General features: G+C 64.2%; 11 protein-coding genes and 1 pseudogene. 7 read left to right on the top strand and 5 right to left on the bottom strand.

From position 1 onward, the window contains the following. Positions 1 to 69: 69 nt before the first annotated feature. The 5 genes from LBW94_RS14690 to LBW94_RS14670 all read left to right on the top strand — a co-directional run bounded on the left by LBW94_RS14690 (position 70) and on the right by LBW94_RS14670 (position 7,760). Complete coding sequence (locus tag LBW94_RS14690; RefSeq protein WP_225062690.1) at positions 70 to 1,155, top strand: hypothetical protein; 1,086 nt, start codon at positions 70 to 72, stop codon at positions 1,153 to 1,155. 392 nt (positions 1,156 to 1,547) lie between these two features. After that, positions 1,548 to 2,642, top strand: a complete 1,095-nt coding sequence (locus LBW94_RS14685) for a hypothetical protein (protein WP_225062691.1) — start codon at positions 1,548 to 1,550, stop codon at positions 2,640 to 2,642. An 18-nt stretch (positions 2,643 to 2,660) separates the two neighbouring features. Then, positions 2,661 to 3,374 (top strand): hypothetical protein, encoded by a 714-nt coding sequence (locus tag LBW94_RS14680; protein WP_225062692.1) that lies wholly within the window; start codon positions 2,661 to 2,663, stop codon positions 3,372 to 3,374. Beyond that, a complete protein-coding gene (locus LBW94_RS14675; protein WP_225062693.1) occupies positions 3,371 to 4,516 on the top strand; it encodes a cutinase family protein in 1,146 nt (381 codons plus the stop codon). The genes LBW94_RS14680 and LBW94_RS14675 overlap by 4 nt, the downstream gene beginning before the upstream one ends. A 622-nt stretch (positions 4,517 to 5,138) precedes the next feature. Continuing rightward, on the top strand, positions 5,139 to 7,760 hold the full coding sequence (locus tag LBW94_RS14670; RefSeq protein ID WP_225062694.1) for a DEAD/DEAH box helicase family protein: 2,622 nt from the start codon (positions 5,139 to 5,141) through the stop codon (positions 7,758 to 7,760). 188 nt (positions 7,761 to 7,948) lie between these two features. Here LBW94_RS14670 and LBW94_RS14665 read toward each other — a convergent pair whose 3' ends face one another. Continuing rightward, positions 7,949 to 8,947, bottom strand: coding sequence for an IS481 family transposase (locus LBW94_RS14665; RefSeq protein ID WP_266270997.1), 999 nt, complete (start codon positions 8,945 to 8,947; stop codon positions 7,949 to 7,951). A 228-nt stretch (positions 8,948 to 9,175) separates the two neighbouring features. Between LBW94_RS14665 and LBW94_RS14660 the strand changes: the two genes are divergently transcribed. Next, complete coding sequence (locus LBW94_RS14660; RefSeq protein ID WP_266270995.1) at positions 9,176 to 10,246, top strand: IS630 family transposase; 1,071 nt, start codon at positions 9,176 to 9,178, stop codon at positions 10,244 to 10,246. Positions 10,247 to 10,374: 128 nt separating this feature from the next. Here the strand turns inward: LBW94_RS14660 and LBW94_RS14655 are convergent. Next, positions 10,375 to 11,740: pseudogene (locus LBW94_RS14655) on the bottom strand (IS701 family transposase). 455 nt (positions 11,741 to 12,195) lie between these two features. On the opposite strand from LBW94_RS14655, the gene LBW94_RS14650 reads away from it, so the two are divergent. Further along, on the top strand, positions 12,196 to 12,594 hold the full coding sequence (locus LBW94_RS14650) for a hypothetical protein (RefSeq protein ID WP_225062442.1): 399 nt from the start codon (positions 12,196 to 12,198) through the stop codon (positions 12,592 to 12,594). A gap of 29 nt (positions 12,595 to 12,623) precedes the next feature. On the opposite strand, the gene LBW94_RS14645 is transcribed toward LBW94_RS14650, so the two are convergent. The 3 genes from LBW94_RS14645 to LBW94_RS14635 are packed head-to-tail and all read right to left on the bottom strand — an operon-like array spanning position 12,624 to position 24,771. Next, entirely contained in the window at positions 12,624 to 16,772 is a 4,149-nt protein-coding gene (locus LBW94_RS14645) for an Eco57I restriction-modification methylase domain-containing protein (RefSeq protein ID WP_225062443.1), read from the bottom strand. Next, positions 16,769 to 19,630 (bottom strand): helicase-related protein, encoded by a 2,862-nt coding sequence (locus LBW94_RS14640; protein WP_225062444.1) that lies wholly within the window; start codon positions 19,628 to 19,630, stop codon positions 16,769 to 16,771. The genes LBW94_RS14645 and LBW94_RS14640 overlap by 4 nt, the downstream gene beginning before the upstream one ends. Beyond that, positions 19,627 to 24,771, bottom strand: a complete 5,145-nt coding sequence (locus LBW94_RS14635; RefSeq protein ID WP_225062445.1) for a DEAD/DEAH box helicase — start codon at positions 24,769 to 24,771, stop codon at positions 19,627 to 19,629. Before LBW94_RS14635 ends, LBW94_RS14640 begins: the two co-directional genes overlap by 4 nt. Positions 24,772 to 25,617 lie beyond the last annotated feature (846 nt).

Here is a 25,617-nt window from a genome sequence, read left to right as displayed (position 1 = left end):
CCCTCCGGCAGCGGCCCCAAGTGTGCTGGCGGGACGAAAACCTCTCGACGGCGCAGGGATAATTTAAAGGTGCTGCGTGTCTACCTCGACCAGGCAAAATGGATCGATCTGACCAAATGCCGAGTGGGACACCGCCAAGGTAAGCGATTTCAGGACGTATACGACATCGCCTCCGAAGCGGTGTCTCGCGGGCATGTGTCATTCGTGCTGTCCTGCGCGCACTACTACGAGACACAGCGTCGGACGAAAACAAAGAGCCGTCTGGATCTCGGCGCGACGATGGCGCGGTTTTCGCGGTTCCACTCCATCGCGCCCCCGCATCTGATCGTTCCGGCCGAGATCCGGCAATACCTGACCGGCCAAAACCTCACTGCGCAGGTGGCTCTGTTCGGTGTAGGGATGAAGCACGCCTTCAACACAACCATCGACCTGACCACCGCCCCGGCTGCGACTCTGGCTATGTTCCCGCCTGAGCGGCACGCCGAAGTGAAGGCGGCCTACGCGAAGAATATGGAGTTCGTCCTCCTCGCGGCGCCGCCGATGCCGAACAGCGCCCACGAACGCATGCTCGAAACTGTGAGCATGCTGCATGATGGTGCCCAAAAGTTCGTGGATGGGCAAACCGCGATCGCCGACGACATCGTGACGCACAAGCTGCGCTCCCGTCTGACGGACGTCTCCGCTTCCAGCGAGATCGCCGATTTCCTGCCGCCACTGATCGAGGGCTGTCAGCGTCACGGGGTCGATCTCGACGAACTTCTCAGCGACCGGGAGAGCATCCGCGCACTCCTCCGAAGCCTCCCGAGTCGCTGGGTGAGCAGCGAATTGCGGCGCGTACGTTTGCGCAACCCCGGAACAGCCATGGACGAAGAACGACCTCAACGACATACTCGCATTGTCGATAGCCGTTCCCTACTGCGACATCGTTGTCACCGAACGGCAATGGGCTCGCCATATCAACGAACTTGGCCTGGCCCGGCAGTACGACACCATCGTGCTGCACGACCTCACCGACCTCACCGGAGCACTCGTCAGCGCCTCCGTTGTCGGGCCCTGAATGGTCGCCGACTGGTCAGGGCCGCGCAGGAACGTCGGCACCGCTGCGACTGTGGCCGGCGCACCGATCGGGGTCTTGGTGCCGGTGCTGGTTGGTGAGGATGCCCTTGACGGTGCGATAAACACGGAGCCTGCGACCTGGCGGCTACTTCGCGGGTTGCGGAGCTGACGGATTCGATTCCACTGCACCGGTTCCGAGGGCCATGTGGCAGTCGGTGTGTGGACTGGCAGTGCGTTGCATTGCATTTCGCTACGAATATGGCCTAGAGTACGGGGGCACTCCGACTTCGTGTCGGGGCTTCCCGGTTCCTGTTGTGCGGTGCCGGATGTAGCGCCGTTTCCCAACTTTGCGGATCTTCGTGTCGATTCGGCGAAGTGGTGGCGGTTCACGATTCCCCTTTCCCCGGTTCTGGCCGCTGTTCGGATTCCGGTGTCGTGCTGGGGAGTTCGTGTCGTGGCATCCGACATGTGACCGTATCGAGGGGAACCCGATGATCGACTTGAGGTATCGCCGCCTGTGCCGGGCGGTGGTCGCCGGTGCTGTGCCGGTGGCGATGGCGGTGGGGATGGTGTCGATTAGCACCGCCGATCCGGGGCAGGCCGGGGTGACCGATTCCGGCCAAGCGGGGGTGACGGTGCCGAGCCAGCCTGCGCCGGTTCCGTCGGGAGGTGTGGGGCTGGCGGGGTTTGTTCCGGATCCGCCGCCGCCATCAGTACCCGATCGGCCAGTGCCTCGACCGCATCCGGCAGCCCCCAGCGCACCGCAGGATACTGCGACGTCTGGGGACACTGCGTCCGGAGACGATAGTGCTTCCAGTGATTCCAATAGCGGCGCAGGCGATTTGATGCCGGGAGATGCAGCACCGCCTGCTCCGCGGATTCTTCAGGTCGGCGATACGTCGGTGGTGGTGCCGGACTGGGTCGATCCTGCGTTGCAGGGCAAGGCTCAGGAGTGGGTGGACTGGGTCTCCACCGAGATCGCGATCGAATATGACGCGGCGGGCATTCCGCGTGATGAGTCCGATCGGCGGACGTTGTCGACGGTGTCAGGAGGGTGGCTCGGGGCTGAGGTGACCGGGATTCCGGCGGGGATTCTGGGGTGCGTCGGCGGTATGGCGGCCGGTGCCGTCATCGGCGCGGGGATCGGTGCGGCCGGCGTTGGTGCGGGGGCGATTCCTGGTGCGTTGGTCGGAGCGAGTGTGGGTTGTCCGGTCGGCGCCGCGGTGGTGGGAGTTTCGGCGGTGCCTGTTGGTGTGGTCGTTGGTGCTGCTGCTGGTGCGGTGGTCGGCGCCGAAACCCACCCTGGACCGGCCACGCCGCCCCCGCCCCTGAGTGATTCGCCTGTCGCTGTCCCCGCGGGTCCACCAGAGGACCCGCCGGACGCCATAGACATGAGCGTCCCCGGCCCGTCCCCTGCTGTGGATCCTGTCGCCATGATCGTCGGGGATTGCACGGCGCTCGTCGAGGGTGTCCTGCAAGTTGCGGCGGATCTGGCGACCGCGATCGTATCGTCCGTGCAGCAGATCCTGCCGGTGCCACCGCCCCCGGCGGCACCGGCCGATCCCGACGCTGTCGCGACGGACTAATGGTCGGGAGGCGACGACATGATCACCTCGGAAACGCCGCTGCTGGTCGAGCCATGGTCAGACCCGGACGACCTGGACTATGGCCTGATCTCGATCTCCGACCACAGCGCCGCGCACCACCCTTCGCACCCCGATGTCGCGTCGGATTGGGCCGATGACCTTGGCAAGCGTCTGGCTGGCGCGATCGCCACCGAGACAACCAGGTACAGCTGGTCTCGCCGTCGGCTCTGCATGGTGGCTGCTGTGGTCGCCATCATCTCTGGGGTCGTGCTTGTAGCCGCCGGCGCCATCCGTGCGTCCCGTGATCGTGGTCTGATCGCGACCACCCCGGCTGCGTCCGCTGCCGCGACGGCCATGTCGTCGGGCGATGACTGTACAGCGGGAACGCATGATGGGGTGGTCACCGGTGCCGGCCTGGGCGGTAGTGGTACCGGTCCGGATGCGATCCTCGCGTTCGAATCCGCCTACTACGTTGACCGCAGCGGCGTGGGTGCCCGTGCGGTGACCACCGCTGATGCGGCCATGCCGGCGGCCGATGCGATTCAGCGGGGCATCGACTCGGTGCCGGTCGGCACCACTCATTGCGTCGTGATCGCCGCGGACGGTGCCGATCGGTGGACGGTCGACCTCACCGAGCACCGGCCCGGCACCGCGCCGGTGCAGTACCCGCAGACGATCACCACCACCGCCCGTGACGGGCACGTCCTGATCACCGGGATCACTGCCCGATGACGCCGGCCGTGAAACCCCGTGTCGTCACCGGCGTCGGCCGCCGAAAACCGCCGCACGCGGAGGTGGCCCCGTCCTGGGGCAGGCTCGCTTCGGCGATGCTGATTGCCCTGGTGGTACTGGTCGCCGGTCGTCCTGTCGTTGCGGCGCAACAAGATCCGAACGCAACGGTCGTCGGCGGTGCCACCAGCGACTGCCCGGCGGTCGCCGGGATCTTCCTCGCGGGGACATGGGAAACCACCTCTACCTCGGACTCGACCCAGCCAGTGGGGCTGCTGGCCCCGGTCGCCACTGCGCTCGAGCAGCAGCTCGGTGCCGAATTCACCGCCGTCTTCCCGGCGTATCCAGCCAAAGCGATGGACGGAGTGACCTATGGGGACAGCGAGAATCTGGCCGTTTCCGCCGCGGCACAGGCGGTATCCGGCATCGCCGATCGCTGCAAGGCCACCAAGTTCGTGCTCGCCGGATATTCCCAAGGCGCCGATGCCGCAGGTGACCTCGCGGCCGAGATCGGCTGCCATCGGACGCCGATCACGCCTGAGAGGGTCCTGGCTGTCGGGCTGGTCGCTGACCCGAAACAGGGAACAAGTGGCGGCAATCTCGTCGGTCCTGCCCTGCAAGGCAATGGAATTCGCGGCGTTCGCGCGTCGGGGTTCTGCGCACTGGGCGCGGTCACGGCGGAGTTCTGTGCCACCGACGACCGATTCTGCGCCACCTCCGCGACCGGCAACCCGATCCTGGCCGCGCTCGGTCGGCTGTTGTCCCAGCCGACCACCACTTCCGCTCCAGCCAAGGCGAATACGGACACCGAAAAACATTCCAGCGCAATGGATACCGCCAGTCGATCGCTGACCCGTTCGCTGGACTCCGGTTTTTCCGCGACGGACCTCACCGGGCTGCCGACTGCGATCTCCACTGTCATCGACGCAATCCGTACCGGGCATGCCGATCAGGCTGCACTCGAAGCGGCGGCGGGATCTGCGCGCGACGCGCTGACCGGTCTGGCGGACCTCAGTTACTTCCTGCACTACTTCTACCCGGCCCTCAGCACACTCACCGATCCCCTCGGCCCCTTCCACGCCTGCGCCGCAAACCAGCACACCGACTCGCCGAGCCTGCGGCCTCGACCGCGCAGCGGGGGCTAAACTACCACAGGCGTTGTCGCCCCCGGCTAGGCCTGGCTGCTGACTCCGACGCGGTGTAGCCATGCATTAATCGCAGGACCGACGCGGCCCGGGGTTTGCTACTTCGGGCTTTTGTTCCGCGCCTTCCGAGCACCTCACCAGGCATCTATCGCGAATCGCGACCTATCAGCGCATGCAGATAATGAGCAGTCGCCATTCCCGCTAGCAGTCCCGCCGGTACGGCAGCTACGAAACCGACTGTCGCACCAGCGCCTACACTGTAGGCGCTGGCGACAGGCAGTCCGGCTGCGATCCCGGCGGTTGCACCTCCACACAGTCCGACCAGTATTGACAATCCGATGATTACTACCTGCCGAAGGGAGATCATCGAGCCGTCTTGATCACGGCTCTCCGGTGGCCCGCCCTGCGGCTGGCTACCGTAACCACTTACCCTTGACATTCTCGTCCTTCCTGTCGGCTAGCCCTTGGTCGTGACGAGAACGGCCCCCGTGTCCTCGGGGGCCGTTGCCATTTCGGCGTCAGCTGGCCGTCCTCATCGGCTGATAGCCTCCTCCTCAAGGGGCAGTCTGGTCAAGTTAGACACTCTTGGAGATTTTCGCCAGAATTCGGTAAGCTTCGGGGCATGGCAAAGCAAGTCGGGGCGTTAGGACCCACAGGCACCCGCGTTGCGGAGCGTTTGCGGGAACTCCGCGCCGAACGCGGCCTCACGCTTCAAGCGCTCGCGACCCGACTCGCCGAGCTCGGTAGGCCGGTCGATATGTCCGCATTGGCGAAAGTCGAGAAGGGGCAGCGGCGAATTGACGTCGATGACCTGATCGCCCTGGCCCTGGCGTTAGACGCTTCCCCGAACTGGCTGCTTCTGCCACGCTCCCTGCCGCGGGATACGCTTGTGGCGCTGACTCCTGCATATCAGACCGATGGGTCGGAGGTTTGGTCCTGGGCCATCAGGGACCGCCCGGCCGAACTCGGAACTATGGGCCAGGATCTAGATGTTGTAGAGCGATCAGACTCCGGCGGGTCTAACTTCGAATTTCTCCGCCATGATTGGCCCGATTTATATGCCGAGGCAATTCATGCGGAGCGGCTGGCGCGTACCGATCCATCGGCATCTTGCATGCATGCGCGCCGAGCCTTGGAGATAGCTGTCGCCTGGGTGTATCAAGTCGACGGCTCGCTGACGCCACCCGATCGGCCGAGTCTGGGAACGATGACTGCTGAACCAGCATTAACCAGCATACTAGGTCCGGAAATCACACAAAAAATGCATTCGATTCGTAGGCAAGTCAATTCGGCAGTGCATACTCGTGGCCAGATGAACGAAGACGATGCGGTTTGCACCGTGAGCGACCTGTTCGATGTCGTTCTTGGCATCGTGCGGATATATTCTCCCGATTCGTCGAATCTAACTCATTCAAATGTTTCATTCAACCACAAACTTATTCCTGTTCAGTCCAAATCGTTGATTCGTGTGTCAGAGCTGCGCACCTATCTTGAGAGTCCTGGCGAGCACGCGCCAACCAAGATCGGCGGCGCATCTGAAATCTCTGACAGGGAATATCGTAATAATTCCGGCGCCTCCACTGATAGTGCAGTTCTTCGCAATCCGCCTGGTCGAGCTCGGGAGAACATCGAACTCGGACATGGTTATCAGATAGATACGCTCGAGACGATTGTAGATGTTCTTTTAGAAGAGGCTGGATGGATTGCGAATAGTTCAGCAACACGCAACTATCGCCTTGCCCGACCGAGTTCTTCTGCTGCGCAGTCTGGTCAAACCGTTGACTACGTACTCTGGGATGACGATAACGGTAAGCCGCTAGCGCTCGTGGAAACGAAAATCGCCGGCCATGATCTCAGTTCGGCAGAACATCAGGCGCGTATATATGCGGACCAGCTTGAAGCCGAATTCGATCAGCGCCCCGTAGCTTTCTACACCGATGGTAACCAAACATATATCTTGGATGGGATCGAAAGTGAGCCTCGGCGTGTAGAGGGTTTCTACACTAACGATCAACTGCGTCGGCTAATTAAGCGCCGTTCAAGTCATATCAAGCTAACTGATATCCAAATCAGTGACTCATTCTCGCTGCGCCACTACCAGGGTCGAGCCATTCGGAGTGTCCTCGATTCCTTCGTTGCCAACGGAGACCGTAGGGCACTGCTAGCCATGGCCCAAGGATCAGGAAAAACTCTCACAGCGGTCGCACTTGTTGATGCTCTCGTTCGCGCCAACAGAATTCATCGTACGCTTTTCCTGACCGACCGGGTGCTGACGATGGAACAAACTGCCAGCGTGTTTAAAGAGCATATCCCAGGTATCCCAGTAATCTGCGGTTTTCCAGAAGGGCACGTCGACGCACGAATCTATGTGTCTACCTATCAAACGATGCTGGCCATTATGAACAGAACCGACGAGTTCGGGCTGCGCAAATTTGGACCGGGATACTTCGATCTTATAATTATCGGTGAAGCTAGTTCAGGATACCGACAGTATCGGACGATCGTTGACTACTTCGATTCTTTGGTCGTTGCGTTTACGTCTGCACCCGTGGATGCCTTGGACGACAGTGTCTACCAGTTTTATGGTTCACCAACAGACGTATACGATTTCCGGGAGGCTGTTGAAGCGGGATTTGCGATCCCGCCGACCTTCTTTGCTATGACAACTGTATCCCCGCACAGTGGTATCGAAGATACAGGATTTCCCGAAGACCCTGATCCCGAAGATTCTCTAGACTGCAATACTCGGCGTGCTAGTGCGCATGACTTAAAGCAGACCCTGTTCAACACCGATGTGATTGACGCAATGCTTGATAACCTGATGCACGATGGTCTACGAACCGCAGACGGCAGCCTGCTTGGCAAGTCGGTAATATTCGCAAAGGATAGAAATCATGCTGAACTGATAGCCGAACGGTTCAAGATAAAATATACTCAGTTCGACAATGGATTTGCGCAGCCAATTACATCTAGAAATCTTGACTTTCGTCGTATCATATCTAGGTTCGCTTCCCGCGATGAAGATCCGCGTATCGCGATATCGGCGGGAATCCTTGAGGCCGGTATCGACATACCATCTATTGTCAACGTTGTGTTCTTTAGGCCTGTGCGCACACGAAGTCTGTTCTGGCAGATGCTAGGTATAGGCGCCCGAACCGCACCCGATCTATTCGGGCCAAACCGGCCTAAGACAAGATTTCATGTTTTCGACTACTGTAGAAATTTCGAGTTCGCACGGATGTGACATGCAGTGTCCTTGTCTAGGTTATGCCTATTGCGGGACATGGTGAGAGTTTCGAGGGTCGTGGGGTCGTCGGGCCGTTCTTCCAGAATGCGGGGATGGCTCGTTGATGTGACGGTCCTGCGGGGTCTGCTGGACACAGGGCACGAGGACATCACCAAGAGATTCGAGACGCTCGGTCTGTCCGAGCACTAGTTGTATGAGGCCTGGACGTTGGTGACGCCGGTGTGGAGTCGGGTGGCTGGTGGCCGGTTTCCGGTGGCCGAATGGGGTCGATGATAGTTGTAGTGAATGTTCCAGATCTGTAGTGCCTGTCGGCGTTGCAGGTCCGAGGTCCATTCGCGGGCGTAGAGGAATTCTTCGGCCAGGATCCGGTTGTAGCGTTCGACTTTCCCGTTGTGGCGTGGCGTGTAGGGGGTGATCCGCTGGTGGCGGGCCCCGAGTAGTATTTTCGCGAAGTCTCGGGCTTTGTAGCAGGCGCCGTTGTCGGTGACGATCCGCTCGATCCGGTCGATGCCGTGCGCGGCGAAGAACGCTCGCGCCCGGAACATGAAACCTATTGCGGTGACTGCTTTCTCGTCGCCCAGGGCTTCGGTGTAGGCCAGCCGGGAGTAGCCGTCGACCGCGGTGTGCCCGAACGCGTAGCCGGGCCGCTTGCGTTTGCCCGCCGACCGGGCGGCCAGGTCCTGGGCTGATCCCCGTCCGTGGACGCGCCAGCCGCCGCCGTCAGGAATCCGGCCGACCTTCTTGATATCGACGTGCACCATATGGCCCGGCCGGCGGGCGATGATCCGCCGCGGTGCCCGGTTCGGTTCACCGCCGGGGTCCAGGAACCGGCGGCGGTTCAACCCGAGCCGGACCAGGTGCCGGCCGATCGTGCGCACCGAGATCCGGGTGCCCTCGGCCGCCAGCTCGAGCCCGATCCGGCGCGCGGACCATTTCCGGGACCGGCGCACGTACTCGATGCGGGTCACGATCTCGACCGGGGCCGCCGGCGGTGACCTGTGTGGCGTCGGGGACCGATCGAGCAGACCGAGTTCACCGTGACGACGGAATCTGTTGACCCACTTCGACGCGCATTGCCGCGAGATACCCATCTCCGCGGCGACGTGGGCGATCGGGCGAGTACGGCAGCGTTGCACGAGCCGGTGACGGCCCTCGACAGTGAGCGGGGCATTACGGTGAGACACGGCGGTTCTTTCCGGTCGTGGCTGATGTGGTGTTGGCGCTTCACATCCTGCCGCCGAAAGAACCGCCCCTCAGCTCACCCCCACACCCACGTCACCAACGTCACGACCCACAACAACTAGTGCCTCGTCTAGAAAGGTTGTGCTGGTAACCGGGTGTCGGTTTGCTCGGGTGCTCGCCGGCGGCGAAGCTGCCGGTGGAGGTGGTGCCCGGTGGCTCGGAGGCCGGAAGTGTTTGTGCGAGCGGTGACCCCGGAGGAAGGGCGCCGGTTGCAGCGGATCACGAAGACCAGCAGGCAACCGGTCCGGATGCGGCGCGCGATCGTGGTGATGGCTTCGGCTCAGCGTCAGCCGGTCCCGGCGATCGCCCGGTTGATGCAGGTGTCGGAAGCCTATGTGCGGCAAGTGATTCACGAGTTCAACGAACGGGGGTTCGAGGCGCTGGACCCAAAATGGAGCGGGGGCAGGCCGAAGAAGGTCGACCGGGCGACGCGTGAACGTATCGCCTGTATCGCCCGGTGCTGTCCCCGTGACCTGGGTTGGCCGTTCTCGACATGGAGCCTGTCGAAACTGCGGGAGGCATTGCAGAACAACGCTATTGCCGACATAAGCCGGGAGACCCTGCGCGCAATCCTCAAGGCCGAGGGTGTGTCGTGGCAGGCGGTCAAGACCTGGAAGGCCGGTCGCGACCCGGATTTCACCGCGAAGATGAACCGGATCCTGGACCTCTACGACCACCCGCCCGCTGACGGGCGGGTGATCTGCGTCGACGAGTTCGGCCCATTGAATCTGCAACCCCGTGCTGGTAGAGGCTGGTTTCCGCAACGAAGACCGAAGCGGTTGCGGGCGACTTATCACCGCACCCAGGGTGTCCGGCACTTGCTCGGCGCACTGGACCTGGCCACCGGAAAGATCCACTATCGGATCCGTGACCGCAAGCGGTGGACCGAGTTCCTGGCGTTGCTGAAGTCGCTGCGTGCTCGCTGGGCCGGCGAAAAGCTCTACATCGTCGCCGACAACTTCTCCCCGCACAAGCGTGCCGAGGTCCGCGACTGGGCCGCCGCCCACGACGTGGAGCTGGTGTTCCTGCCGACCTACTCGTCGTGGCTGAACTGGATCGAGTCCGAGTTCGCGGCACTGCGTTACTTCGCCCTCAACGGCACCGATCACCACAGCCACGATGAGCAGGACTCCGCCATCGCCGCCTACATCCGCTGGCACAACCAGCACGCCAAACCCAAACGCGAGTTCGCCGCCAACTCCAAAATCCGCCAACCCGATTACCTACCGAAGGTTGCTTGACGAGGCACTAGCTCGTCGGGAGAGTAGCGGATCCGGCGGTGGATGTCGCGCTTTGCCGCGGCATGAGACCGCCGGATTCTACCGTCCACGCGCCCACCGACCTTCCTATTGTTCTGGTTGTTCCTCCCTCAAGGGAGAACAACTAGAACAACTAGCACGACAGTTGTATTTCGTTGTTTTGTAATCGTTTCTGTTGGTGGCGGAGTTGTCGGGCGTGTGCTTGGTGGCGGCGGCGCCAGTGGCAGGTGGCGAGTGCGTGGGTGAGGGTGCGGGCGGGGTGGAGCACTATCGCCAGGAGACGGCGGATGTCGGCGACTGTGATTCGGCCCAGCCCGCGTGGGCTTTTGGGTCGGTGGCGGCGGTGACGGCGAGGAAGGCGTGGGCGAGCATGGCGAGGGTGATGTGCCGGTACCAGGGATGCCATTTGCGGACTTGGTAGTGGTCGAGGCCGCACTGGTCCTTGGCGGCCTGGAAGCACTCTTCGACCGCCCATCGGGCGCCGGCCACGGCCACGACCTGTTCCCGCTCGATGGTGGCGGGGTGGAAGCACAGGTAATAGGCGATATCGGCAGGGTTGTCGAGGGATCGGCGGGCCAGCAGGGTTCTGGTGTATCCGGCGGGGAGGTCACCGAAATTGGGGAGGGTGGCCCAGGCCCAGTCGTATTCGCGTTCGCCGCGTTCACCGAGTCCTGCCGAGACGCGGTGCCAGGCTTGTGCGGGTGCTCGGGCGACGAGGGTGTCGACGCGGCGGCGGCCGTCGAGGTCGGGCACGGTGTGCCGGACCGGCACCTCGAGGACGTAGGACAGGCGGCGGGTCTCGCAGAAGGCCCGGAACCGGCCGTCGCGGCCGTAGGCAGAGTCCGCGGCCACCCATCCTGCGGGCACTCCGGCGTCCAGGGTCCGGGCGATCATCATCTCCGCGAGCCTGGGCTTCGTCAGAAGACCTGTACTGCAACGTGTTTCGGGTATGCCTGCTTCGATACAGCGATCGCGGTCACCGATCCACGACTCGGGCAGGTAGAGCTCTCGGTCGATCAGCGCCCGGCCCGAGCGCCCGGCGTAGGCGAGGAACACCCCGAGCTGAGAATTCTCCACACGCCCGGCCGTCCCGGAGTACTGGCGTTGCACACCCGCGGACTTCACCCCCTTCTTCAAGAACCCGGTCTCGTCCGGAACCAGGACTCCATCAGGGCAGGCCAGCGCCTCGGCGACGTACGCCCGCAGGCAATCGCGCAACTCGTCGGCGTCCCACCGCGACCGATTCAAGAAATGTTGTAACCGGCCCGGATCCTCCTCTCCCGCAGCCTCGGACAACTGCCACGTATTCTTCCGCTCCACCGGCGCCAGCAACCCCGTCAGATACGACCGCGCCCACCGCCGCGGCTCCGCCCGATAGAACACCCCCGCCACCCGCGCGAACACCTCATCGAAACTCACTCGCCACGCCGAAACATCCTCTGCGGCAACATCACCCAGCACGAGACGACAAGGTATCCCACCATCGGTCCGACTGCAAAACAACGAAATACAACTGTCGTGCTAGGCACACTCGAATCACTTCGAGTGTGTCCGCGCCTGCCGCCAGGCGCAACGAAAAGGCCCCCCTTTTCGGATATCTTGCTCTCCTGATTCGTGCGTGTTCGCCCGGGCTGAACCTGGCAACGGATCACCTTTCAGTACTGCGAGATCGCACACCAACTCGTCGAACGCGCCCAGCGAGCCGGTGTTCGGTCACCCGATTTCGCTGCTGGGCGTGGCACGGCCGCGCGGCGGATCGCACGCCAGGGTCCCGACCCTCTGGCATCATTGGAATAACTAGGCGACATGCTGGCAGCTCCGCCGCGCCGGGCGTATCGGGGATGCGATGTTTTCGCCCGTCCGGTGTCACCGGTTTTGCGGCCACCGGCAGGTGAGTCGGTAGGAAACGGTTCAAGGGAAGGGAAACGGCGATGGCACGGAAGGATGACCCGGCGTCTGCCGGTCTCGAGGCATACCAGCGGGTGATGATCGGCGCGCAGATCGAGCAAGCTGTGCGGGAGTTGGCGGTACGCATCGGCGAGCACCGGAAGTGCGTGCACACTCGGAAGGAGGAGACAACGCGGCTGCTCGTTGAGGAGCGCGCGGCCGAGGAAGCGGCGTGGGCGGCTTACGAGGCCGCGAAAGAAACGGGCGCCAAGGTCGGTGACCTCGACCGCGCCGGGCTCAAACCGAAAACGACGACGATCGGCCAGCCGCGCCGGGCCCGCGCTGACACCGCCTCAGAGGCCGCCGCCAGAGTGCCGCTCACGCCTCCCGTTGCAGTGTCGGGCGAGACGGCCATGACTGCGCCCGATACCGATGCCACCTGATCTTGCTCAGCTGCAATTTTTCCAGCTCCTCACAGTAAATCGGCGAAGTTACTAGACTGAGCATTTTTAGAAGGGTGCCGATCGCCTGCTCCGGCTGGCCGGGTAGCCAGGGAAGTCCATCCTCTTCCGCCAGCTGCGATGGCTACGGTCATACGGTCGTAGGCGGCGAGAACAAGCTGTCGGGTGCGGTATTCGCCGAGGTCTCGTTCCTCGTACTTGCGGACGACCGGGAATGAGTCGAGGACATGCTCGGCTTCGGTACGTGAGAGGCCGTAGACGTGTAGAAACGCGGCATCGAGGTCGGCGCGGAGCAGTGCCCGCCGTTCGGGGTCCCACCGGAAGGGAGCACCAATGTCGCCGAGATCGACTGCGTACGGTCTCAATCGCCAGGAGGTGTAGGACAGTTCCAGGACGTACGGATGTACCCACTCGGCAAGGGTCTGTTCGCAATCCCAACCAGCGGGCTCATCAAATCGGCTAGGAAGCGGGCACGCGAGTTGCTTGACGGTGAAGTATTTCATGTGTGTGCCACTGAGCTTCTGCCTCGCGACGTAGTCGAATACTAGGCTCGACCAAATCGCATGCAAGACAGGTCCATGGCTGGGGTTCGCTGGAAAGGCAAGTAGGAACGGATCACCCAACGCTGTCATAGGCAGGACCGACGGAAGGAAGGTTCGTGAATCGCTGGACCGTACGATGTCTCGCCAGCCGAGCAGCCAGTTGCGATCCCACCTGCCTTCGAGCTTCTTGGAGACTTCCGTTCGATCGACCCAGTAGCGTGCCAGAGGTTCAAATCCGGGATCGTCGTGTTCTGAAGCAGTAGGGCGTGGAAGGGATCCGACGTTGAGTTGGGCTTGGGTGGCGCCGGAGTAGGTGGAGAAGCGGTGATCGAAGTGGCCGAGCATTTTCGCCTCATACAGCGGCACGAACTCCCGTTCATCAAGTTCATAGGACCAGCCATTGAACTCAAAGTCGGCGAGGTCGTCCGCCGCGATGAACAGGTTCGAATCCGAAGCCATGTTGAACAGCCCTTGGCTGAAGGACAGCTTCCATGGGTTGCCGGCCGGGTCGTTGTCTCGAATGAGGACGGGATGCTGCTTGTAGATGCCGAGGGTGATATCGGCGTCGGTACGGGTGCGGAACATGGGCAGCGTGCCGGTGTTGGGGTTCATGGCCAGGACCTCACCGGCGGCGAGTTCGAACCGGCGTGGAGACACGTCGGTGATGTGCCGGATGAGGAACGCGAATCGGGTCCGGTCGACCTTCCGTCGGCTGCCGGCAATGGCGGTGATGGCGAAACGGAAGGAATGGTGCACGTCCGTAAATATTCTTGCTTCGTTCTCGAAGTCGTAGAAGGCAATCAGCTGCTCAGTGCGCAGTGTGTCTGAGAAGAACGGCGCAGTGGTCTTGTCGGTGGCTAATCCGGTCGGGGTGATGATCCCGGCGGCGCCGCGCCGCCCAACAAGGGTGCGCATGGTTTCGGCGAAGACACTGTAGGTGTTGATTTTCCCGTTAGCCGTGAGGGGGTAGCGTCCACAGCGGACGAGGTGATTTGTACCTTCAGATGTCCTCTGTGCCTGCTGGTATGCAGCATACAGAACCGGATCGGAGTCAGCTAATGCTTCGATCATCTTCTTACGCACCGCCGCGGTGCTCGCGTTCTCGATATCGGTGCGGTCATGGTTGCCGAAGAACTGTTTGTCTTCGAGCTGCAAAGTCTCCCAGGGAGGGTTCCCAAGGACACATGAGAAGCCGCCAGTCCAGCCGGTCGTGGAGTCGGCGTTGCCATTGGTGGTGACGGTGAAGATTCCGGGAAATTCGAGGTGCCAGTGGAAGAACCGGTATTGGCGGGCCAAGCGGTTGATCTGCGCGATGACCGTGTCCGGCAAAGATCCAGCGTCTTCGGACAGGCGTCGGAGGGTGTCGTGGGTGATGCCCTGTCCAGTGGTGACCGGTTGCGGTCCGGCCGTCTTGGTCTTGTGCTGGACGAAGGCAGCGCACCACGCATCGGCGACGAGTTTGGCTGCGACAAGGCCCGGGTCGGTTTCCAAGGCCCGCCAGGCGTCAGCACGGATACGCATCTCGCGGAGACTTCCAGCGTGACTGGCATCGGCGGCGCGGGCGGCTTTGCTGAACGCGATGGTTTCCACGTCGAGGGTCTGCGGGCCGAAACTGAGAGTGAGCTGGTCGATGTCGGCGGTGCGTTCGGCTTTGTTGCGTGCCTTGAGTTTGCTGGTCCACTCCCTGTCGTCGTCACCGAGCGGGACGAAGGCGGCGTCGGGGATGTTGTGGCGCAGCAGTTCTGGTGTGGTGCCGAGCAGGGCGTTGCCGACGCGCAGGTGGGCGTCGAGAAAGGGGAAGGGCCGGTCGGTGTCGAAGGCCTCGAGCCACAGGGCGACCTTGGTGATTTCGATGGCCAGGTCGTTGAGGTCGACGCCGTAGATGCAGCGTTCGATGATATCGGCGGTGGCGGTACGCAGCGCGACCGGGTTCGGTTCGGTGTCGCCGGTGCGGACGGTGGCCAGAGCGGAGGCCAGACGGCGGGCTGCGGCGACAAGGAAGTGACCACTCCCGCAAGCCGGGTCGACAACTGTCAGGTCGAGCAGGGCCTGTTCCGGGTCCTGAGTGCGCAGTGCTTCGTCGATGAGGGGGTCGAGTGCTTCGTCGAGGACGAGGTCGATCAACGCGGAGGGCGTGTAGTAGGAACCGGACGTCTTGCGGTCGTGGCCTGCGGCGTTTTCGAGGGTGAAGGTTCGGGCGTCGGCGTCGTAGCGGGGTGTGTAGGCGAGTAGACCTTCGTACATACCGCCGAGTTCTTCACTGTCGAGGTTGCGATAGTCGACGGGGCGTGGGGTGCCGGTGACCGGGTCGTCGATCTGTGCCAGGGCGCGGATCGCCGCGAGGAACGCATGATTGGGCAGGCGTGCTTCGTCGAGGATGCTCAGGTATTGACGTGAGTACAGGGTGGCCCCGAGGCCGCTGAGGCCGAGGGTGGGCAGGCCGTCGCCGGCGAGGGCGTCGGTGACGATCTGGTGAGCTTCCCACAGGTCGGTATGCCGGCTGCCAGCGTGGGCGGTGGCCATGCGGCGCAGGCGGGCGGTGGAGAAGTGCTCCGCATACAGCTGCCGCGCTTGCGGATCGACGGTGGAGGCGTGCAGCAGGTCCCGGTCCTCGGCGACGAACAGCACGATCAGCCGGTAGGCGATGCGCAGCAGCGCCCGGTGCAGGTCTTTGGCGGCATCGGGTGTGCCGGCGAGGGTGTCGCGCAGGGCGGTGTTGCCGCGGTGGGCGAGGAATCCGGTGCCGAGATGTTGCAGTGCCTTCGCGACGCCGTTTTGCAGGGTCAGCAGGGCGCGGGCGCCATTGTCGATCGCGGTGGTTCGCCACTGTTCGAGCCAGCATTGCTCCGCCGACAGCGTGGGCACCTCGGCATCCTCGGTCTCCTCCTCGGTGGCCGGGGTGGACCTGGTCACCGTCTGGTCGAGTCGTGGAGTGAACCGGCTGGCGTGCACGGTGAGGAACAGCAGGCGGAAGTCGGCGTAGCGCTGGTTGGTGAAGATGTCGTCGAGATCGAATTCGACGTAGGACTGGCGGGAGAGGGTGGAGGCGTCGCGCAGCAGCCGCAGGGTGCGACCGTTGGACAGCACTGCCCACAGGGCCCGCTCTTCACGGTTGAGGTAGTCCTGCAGCATCGACTGCGGGGCTCGGGCGGTGTGCCCGGCGGTCTTGGTGTCCAGATCGATGCCGGCGCCCACCAGGTGGATGGGTACCCACGTCGCCGGGGCGGCGGCGTCGGGCCAGGACAGGCGATGCGAGATCGGGAAGTGCGGGGCGGTGGTTTCCCCGAGTCCGGGTGCGACGTCCAGGCCGCCGGACACTATCTCTGGGCGGCCCCAGCCGAGCTCGTAGAGCAGCGGCAGCAGCCACTTCTCGCGGGTGATCTTGGTGGCGGCGTCGTGCTCGGGCAGTCGGGTGAGGGCATGCTGCCATACGCGGTGGGTGGCGAGCATGGCTTCCCACGCCCGGGCGATCGCGGCGTTGATCGCCATGCCGGGTGGGAGTTGGTATTCAGCGGTGCTCTGCCCGGGCATGCGTAGTTCGGCGCCCAGTGTGAGGGCTTCGCTGGGCAGGACGGTGCCGACAGTGCGGACGGACCGGAACGACGACAGCCCGCTCACGAGGCGCTCCTCTCGGGAAGAAACACGTAGACGCCCAGCACGTCCGGCGGTGGCAGCAGCCGCGCCCTTACGGCGCGGCCGCCGGTCTTGGAGGCGGCTCGAACGGTGCGGTGATCGGTGACGAGGTCCTCGGCGACCTGGTGGCCGCGGTCGGCCAGATACTCACGGACACCGTCGAGGCGGCCGAGGGCCCGGTCGAGTTGGTTGCAGGCCAGCGCGTCGGCGACGTTCCCCGTCGGTGGGAGGGTCAGCAGCGCATCCACGGCGTCAGTGGGCAACCAGGTGAGTTCGTCGCCGGCGGCGGTATAGGCAAGGAATTGTGCGTCCTCGGCGACCTGGGTGATAGCGGCCCGCGAGCCGGGCAGGACGATCTCGAGGCGGAATCGCACCACCATCAGTGTGGTGACCTTGTCCACTCCGCTGGTGCGCACCACCGCAGCCCGGCGGGCCGGTCGCAGCATCGGATCGAGATCCGTGTCGAGCGCCGAGTCCAGCACATACCGCGACAAGGCCTCCACGGTCGCGTCGGTGCGGGCCAGCACGCTGTGACCGGCCGGCATCGGGAAGGAGCGGTGGAAGACCAACCGCTCGTCCTTGGCCGGGGGAAGCTGGTCGCGGACTGCGGCGGGCAGGGTATCAATGCGGGCGGTGAACCCGTCGCCGGTGGCGGCAATCTGGGCGGACAGCAGCGACAGGGCATCGCGGGTGAAGTTTTCGGCGTCGGCGGGGCCACCGAGGGAACGCTGCACCTGGGCGAGGGCGGCGGCGACGACGTCGGGCTGCAGCCCGGCCTGCCGGAACCTCGACCGGGAGGCCTTCTCTCGCTCCGCGGCGTCGACCCATTGCACATCCACGGTGTCGGCGAGTGAGGTGGAGGTGGCTCCGGCGAAGTCGAGAGTGAGCTGTTCGGTGTCGGTGCCGCGCAGCAGCAGCGACTCCCAGATCGCCTTCATCACGGTTGTCGAATCGACCGGCACCGGCACGGAAACGCCGGTGCTACGGCGGATTCGTTCGTGTCGTTTGATCAGCACGTCCAGGACGATCCCGTCGATGCCGTTGTCTTGGCCGTAATAGGTGACGGTGCGGACGGTGGCGGCGCGCTGACCGAACCGGTCGACACGTCCCTCCCGTTGCTCGTGGCGGGTCGGGTTCCAGGCCAGGTCGTAGTGCACCACCGCGGTGAACCCGTCCTGGAGGTTGATGCCCTCGGACAGGCAGTCGGTGGCGATCAGCAACCGCGACCCGGCGTGTTCGGTGAGCTCGGTGACCCGGGTTTCACGTTCCTCTGGAGGCAGGGTGCCGGTGACCGCCTCGATGCGCAGGTCGGGGTGCTTCTTGGCCAGGGCTGCGGTGAGGTTGTCGGCAAGGTAGTCGGCGGTGGGAATGTAGCGGCAGAACACGATCGGGTGATAGCCCTCGGTGATCAGGTCCTGCAGCAGCGGGATCAGTCGCTTGAGCTTGGCGTCGGTCTTCGGGCCTTTCAAGGCTGCCGCGGCGGCGGCGAGTTCCCGCAGCCGCCGGCGGGTGAGGCTGGTAGAGGTCTCGGGATCCGAGCTGTCCGAGCCGAGGGTGGTGTCGTCGCCTTCGAGCGCTTCGTCGAGGTCGGTGTCGAGGACCCGGGGTGTGGCAATCGCGTCGACCTCGTCGGTTGCGTCAGCGGTATGCAGGGCGGAGCGATTGAGCAGGGTTTGCTCCGCAGCTGCGGGGCTCGAGGCCAGGCAGCGCAGCAGCGCGATCGCCGACCACCAGCGCACCCGTTGATGCACGCTGTTCAGCGTCGGGTCGCTGACCTGTTCGCGGGCGAAAGCGAGCACGTCGTCGAACAGGGCCCGGTAGCCGGCAGTGAGTGTGTAGCTGGTCTCGGTCGATTCCCGGGTGGGGAAAGGCGTGTCTTCGTGGAGGTATTCGCGGATATCGGCGCGCTGGCGTTGAATCATGAACTTCGCCAACAGTTTGCGGTCGTCTTCTCGCTCGCGACCGGAAAGATCCGCCGGCAGGTCACCGAGCCGGTTATCGAGCAGCCCGATCAATGACTGCCAGGCGCTGTCGTCGCCGCTGTGGGGGGTGGCGGTCAGCAGCAGCAGGTGTCGGGTCGGGTCGTCGGCGAGCTTGCGCAGCAACGTGTATCGCTGGTGCGCCTGAGTGTGTCCCACGGTGGTCGCGGCGACGCAGGTGTGGGCCTCGTCGACGATCACCAGCTCGGGGCAGTTGAGGGCGAACTCGTCACGCCGGCTGCGTTGTTTGATGAAGTCGGTGGAGATCACCAGATGCGGATAGTGCTCGTAGATACTCGATCCCCACGGCACCTTGAGCCGGTTCACCGTGGAGGGCAGCACCAGCTGAGCTTCGATGCCGAACTTGGCGCGCAGCTCGGCCTGCCACTGCGGTGCCAGCTGGGGGGAGCACAGCACAGCCATGCGCCGGGCTTCTCCGGTGGCCAGCAGCTCGGCGGCGATCAGGCCCGCTTCGATAGTTTTGCCGACGCCGACACCGTCGGCGATGAGCAGTCGTGTGGTGTCCTGCGCGGCGGACATCATCAACGGCACGAGTTGATAATTGCGGGGGGTCACCGTGAGCTTGCCGAACGAGCGGAACGGCCCACCGGTGGCGCGGAACGACAGTCGGAGAGCGTCGCGGAGCAGGCGGGCGCGCGCGGCGTCGCCGCGGTCATCGACGGTCGGTGGCGTGAACACCGCCGGACGCGGGGCGTCGAGTTCGGGGAGCAGGACGGTGGTTTCGTCCTCGCGGCCGCCGAGGGGGCGCACCAGCAGCATCTCGCCGGGGGCGCCGGGTAAAACCAGCCAGTCTCGTCCGCGGGCGTGAACAAGGGTGCCGGCGGGGTAGTCGATGGTGCTCATGCGCTGCACCGTCCGGAACCGAACACCTCGGTGTTCTCCTTGATCTTCTGCAACCAGTGGTCGTCGGTTTCGGTGTGGTGGAACCGCAGGACCAGCCACCCGGCTTCGTCCTCGAGCTTGCGCCGGGCCCGCTCGTCCTTGTCGGCTTGGTGGGCGGTGTCGTGGATCGGGCCGTCGAGAAAGACGGCAATATCCATGTCGGCGCCGTGGTAGGCGAAGTCGGGGCGCACGTAGTAGCCATCGACCGGTTGTTGGGCTTCGTCGGGGAGCCGGTAGCCGTGCTCCTCGAGCAGATCGAGCAACCGTTGTTCGAGGCTGTTGCTCTGCGCTGCAAGCCGGTTCAGCTGCTGCGAACGTTCTTCTCCACCGGCACCGACAGCCACGGTGGCGTGGGTCAATCGGCGGAGCAAGTCGGTGACGACATGCCGATCGAGATCCTGGTGGTCCCATTGGTTGCTGTAGGAGAGCAGGCAGTCATAGCAGGCCTGGGCGCAGTCTTCTCGTGCGTGTTCGGCCCGATGCCGATCCTCACCGGTGTCGGGGTCGAAGTGCAGGATCTCGAGGGCTTTCCGCGCGACAACGCGGATCTGCATGTCCTCGGTGGCCAGGCGGCGCAAGACCCCGGCTCCGCCCTCGGCGGCCTCGAAGAACAGCAGCCGTGACCATGCCTGATCACCGGTGCCGCCAGGGAGGGGTTCCACGGCCAGTTCGTTGCTTTCGAGCTGGAACACCGCCTCGATGGCGCGTTTCAGGGCGTACATCGCGGCCATCCGCACTTCCGTGGGGATGAACGGATCCAGGTGCAGCAGTAGCGCGTTGCGGTGATCTTCCACGTATGGCACGACACGCTGGATCCGCGGCACGTCGTTGCCGGTGTTCTTGGTGAGATCCGCTTCCCGTGCCCACCGGCCTTCGAGGGTGTCGAGCAGATGGCCTTTGGTGTTCTTGTCCTTGCGGCGGCGCAGCCCGACATTCATGCGACGGATCAGTGCGGTGTCGCCGTAGGTCATAGTGCCCAGCTCCGCATCGTCCACGGTGATAGTGCTGGTCAGTTCACCGGCACGCTGACCGTGCGGGACGAATCGGAGGGTGGTGACGATCTCGTGGCCCGCGCGTTGACGTTCTTCCTCGTCGGCGCTGATCCGGTCGCGACGGCGGGTCTTGACCGAGACCAGCCGCATCATCCGGTCCATCGTCTCGAGTGATCCTCCACCGCAGTGCTCGCACATCGCGTTTCGCGTCGGACCGTTGCCCTCGTGCAGGTAGCCGCAATGGTTGCAGCGCTGCAGTTCGGTGATGTTCACACCGGTGCCGTCCTCACGCGCCGGCAGGCTTACCCGGTTGACCTCGTAGCGGGCGCCCTCGTGATAAATGAAGGCGCCAGGCCCGAATTCGCTGATCGCCAGGAACCGTGGGCGCTGGACGTAGTCGCCCTGGCCGTTGCGGGTGCGGCGCTCTGCCGGGATGAACGCGGCCAGCGGCAGCCGTGGGAACGAATAGCCGGGCAGGAACCCCTCGGAGGCGAAGTATCGGTAGGGGTAGAAGTCGCTCTGATTGATGTCATCGATCTGTCCCCGCAGCAGATCCAGTGCAGCGCGGGCCTCCGAGATGCGGCTGCGGGCCTGACGTTTGGACGCCTCGGATGCGCCGATGTCCTTGAGGGTCGAGTTGGCGGCGTCGAGTTCGACCAGCGCTTCCCGATAGAGGGTGCGCCAGCGTTCGGTGGCCTGGTCGAACCGCCTGACCGCCTTGTCGACGGTGTCGGCGATCCAGGTGTCGGTCCACCACGGCGCCGAGGTCACCTCACCAGTGGCCTCCAGCACGGCGGTGATTGCCCGGATCGCCGTGCCTCGATTGGCCGGGTGGTCCATGGCAGCACGCACCTCAGCACGCAGCGGTTGGCCAGGTTCGTCGACGTCAAGCAGATCGACCATGCTCGCCTTGAGATCGAGGCCGCACACCACCAGCCAGATCGAATGAGCATGCGCGCGTACGAGATCCTGATTGCCCAGCTCCAAACGCGGTGGTGCGACCGCACCCGCGACCATGTCCTTGCTGCGGCCGAAATAGTAAGCGTCGTGGGCGTTTCCGGTCGCGCAGTAGGTCAAAACCACGGCCGGCTGCCCGGATCGCCCGGCCCGGCCCGACCGCTGAGCGTAGTTCGCCGGAGTCGGTGGCACGTTGCGCATTCCCACCACATTCAGACTCTTGATGTCGACCCCGAGTTCCATCGTCGGCGAGCAGTAGAGCACCGGAAGGTTCGCGTTGCCGAACCTGGCCTCCCGATCCTGACGCAGCGACGGTTCGACTTGCGCGGTGTGCTCGCGGGCCTCGAGGCCGACCAGGCTGCTCGCTGTTTCGGCGTAGAAGTCGCGAAAGAACGGATTGACCCGGCCCCGCGTCTGATTGCCGCGGATCGGGTCGGGGGCACGGTACTCGCCCGTGCCGGCCCGCCACTCGACAAGGCTCGCCTGGATCCGATATCCGGTGCGACGGTTCTTCTCCTGGATCTTCACCAGGATCCCGGCCTTGGCCATCACCGCCAGAAGCGCCTGGATCACAGTATCCGCGTCGGCAGGTTTGAGAGGATGGTCGTGCAGCGGGAACCGGTCGGGGCGACGCAGCCAGCGTCCGTACGCGCCCAGCCCCGATACGTAGAGATCCCCACCGGAGCCCGGTTCGAATTTTGGTCGACTGCCGGGGTAGGCGGTGCCCGAATACACCCCGGTCTCCTCCGCCAGCGACCACGGCGCCTTCAACCAGTCCTGGCTCGCACGCTTGATGCTGTCGTACTTCTCCTCGGTGAGGAACTCCGATTCGATGCACAGATAGCGGCGCAGTTCGTCGAGCAGGACATGCATCAATTGCCGTCGGGTCTCGGGCTCGGCTTCCGCCAACGGCTGACCGAATGCAGCCCACTCCGCCTCGTCATCGGCCAGCTCGTCGATGCCCATGTAGCTCAGCCGCAGTTGCCCGGTCTGCTCGAGGTTGGGCATGGTGATCCGCCAACCTCGCTTCAGATCGGCCCAGAGTCGATAGGTAACCGCATCCCGTAGCGCTCGGGTGATCTTGCGGCGCGGCACAGCCTCATGCGCAGTATCAGGGTCCTTGGCGAAATCGGCGAGGTCACCACCGAGGGCCGCGACCACCCGCGAGCCCAGCTCCTCGTCCCCTAGCGGTTCTCTCGGGTTGCGCAGTTCCTGGTCTCGGGCAGCCCGATACAGGGCCGAACGCACCAACCCGACCAGGACGAAGTCGTTGAAGTGACCGGCTTGCAGGCTCGCGTCCTGACGGTTGTCCGAGAACGCCAGGAACTTGCGCGCCACCTCGTCGAGATCGGTCTCTTGCCGCAGGGCGCGAACCACCGCCTGCGAAAGCACCGTGACCGCGCTGGCCCGGCCTTCGGTGCCCAGGCTCGCCACCCGGGAGAACTCCGACTGCTGGGTGCTCTCGTAGCTGGTCTTGCACGACGGGCAGAAGTCGAGCCGCTCGAAAAATGCGACCGGCAGCCCGTCGTCTGTGACCGTGCCGAACGCGTCGACTCGATACGTCTCTGGCAGCCGACCACGGCGACCCTTGTCCAGGACACGACTGGTACCGGTCTCGATCACCCAGTCTTCGGGTACCAGCTCCAGCAGCGTCGGATCGCTCGGTGCCGGCCACGGCTTCTCCGTAACCAGCAACAGGCCGGTTGCCTCCGCTTGCTCTCCCCGACCACCGCTGAGCATGCGGGGACTGAAGTTCTCGCCCCCTTTGTCCAGGTTGACCACCAGAAAGTCCTGCCCGCATTCGCGGCAGAATGCCAGCGGGAACAGTGGCTTCCCGGTCTCTCCGACCGGCGCGCTGCGCTGGTACTGGGTGGTCAGGTAGCGGTGCTCAGGCCGTTCCAAAGTGGCGTATGCGGTGTCACCCTTGCCGATGAACTGGTGCAGCTTGAACGCGAACAGCGGACGGCCCCGATTATCGCGCACGCGCGAACCGGCCATCAGCAGCTCACGCAGCTGGTCCTCGCAGACCGCTTGGTCGATGCCGGTTTGTTGAGCGAGAGTATCGGCTGCCTCACGCAACCGAGTCGGCAGCTGTCGTGCCAGTCGGCCTTCGTCCTCGCGCAGCCCGAAGGTCTGCTCGGTCCAGATTGCCAGCGGGTCGGTGTGCAGCACCTCCCACGTCGACGGCGTTGGTGAGGCCAGCCGGGCCGCCAACGCGGCCGCATCGGTCCGGCCCACGGTGGCACGACGCAAGGTTTCGCCGATGATGTTCTCCGGCGGAATGCCGGTCCCGAAGATCCGGGTCGCCAGCTCGGCGACCTGCCAGCGTTGCTCGGCCCTGGTTCCGGGGCCGGCCAGGGTTGCGCTGGTGCCGACGCATTGCAGCGCGTCGGCGCCGACTGCGCCGCGTAGACGCCGGATGAGCATTGCGACGTCGGCGCCTTGCCGGCCGCGGTAGGTGTGCAACTCGTCGAGCACCAGGAACGACAGGTTGGCAGCGCTGGTAATCAGCGCCGACCGCTCCCGCGGGCGGGTGAGCATCAGCTCGAGCATTACGTAGTTCGTCAGAAGAATGTCCGGGGGGTTCTGCAGGATCGTCTCTCGCTGTGCGGGGGATTCCTGCCCGGTGTAGCGCGCGAACGTGACCTGGGGATTGTCACGGCCGAGGAACTTCTCGAGTTCCCCGAGCTGGCTGTTGGCCAATGCGTTCATCGGGTACACCACGAGCGCCCGGACCCCAAGGCCGGAGCCCTCCCGCAGCACGCGGTCCACGATCGGCACGATGTAGGACATCGACTTGCCCGATCCGGTGCCGGTGGTGAGCACGTACGACTCGCCGCGGCGGGCCACGTCGAACGCGTCGCTCTGATGACGGTGGAAGGAAATCTCCCGGCCGAAGGGATCCTCATTGGTGCGTTCCCGGAAGATCTCCCGTGCAGCGGGGTACAGCACCTTCCGGTCGACGAGTTCGGAAACCGTCCCGCCGGGTTCGAAGGCGGGGTTCAGCGCCAGCCACGGCTCGGGCCACAGCAAACCGTTTTCGATCTCTGTTTCGACCTTCTGCCGGACGGCAGGATCTTTGATGTTCAAGAAGCCGGCGACAAAGGATTGGTAATCGTCGAGGACCTCACCGAGCACACCGAACGCGTCCACATCCACTCCCTCGCTGACGGCACGTTCTCCCCCGGAGACGTCTCGATCACTCTAATGCTGCACCTGCCCAGCCACGGGGCGGTGAGAAGAAAGACCGTACGCGGGGGTACCGACATCCGGGGATCGGCCGATCAGACACCACCACACCGCGCCGCCCCACTCTGCTGAGTTGGGGTCTGTAAAGGTTAACGGCTCTGTCCCACTTTCGGTTTGCGCCGTGAGGCGCTGTGATTCGAGCGGAGGTGAAAGACCCCCGTCTCCGGCTTGTCGTAGCAGGTCGGTGGAGCTGGGGGCAGCTGTGCGACGTGATGTCGCACGTTGTGAGTGGTCGCGTTTGATTGGAGGTCGTTTGACGAGAGCGTGATCCGGTCCAGTGTCTGTGGGACCGTCCTCGCCCTGGCGTGCGTCGTGGGTGACCGCGGGGTGCGAAGCCTGGGGTGAAAGCCGAAGCGTCCCTGTTCCACCCAGGGGCGACGGGCGAGGGGAAGGCCGGACGGGTGAACGGAAGTGAATCTTCGTTGCCTCGTTATCAGCAGCTCCGCCGGTGGGTTGTTCCAGCGGGGTATAGGGCTGGCCGTTGAGAAGCGGCAGGCGCCGATCAGAGAGGCTGTGCTGGTCGGGAGGACACCGCCGCCCCGGGGTAAAGAAGGCACCCAACCCGGCCGTATCTCATGCGTGCGGAACACGGAAACCCCGACAGAGTCCAGAACATCGTGGCGATGTTCTGGTAGGCCGACCGCGAGGAGAGCGGAATCCTCTGGCGGGAACAGGATGTCCGAGAAGCGAAGGCCGGCGGGCGAAAGCCAGCAGGAAACCAGCGCATCGTGACGGCACCTCCATGCCGTC

The sequence above is a fragment of the Nocardia sp. alder85J genome (genome assembly GCF_020176955.2).
GTDB lineage: Bacteria > Actinomycetota > Actinomycetes > Mycobacteriales > Mycobacteriaceae > Nocardia.
This window is presented reverse-complemented; position numbering and strand designations above follow the sequence as displayed.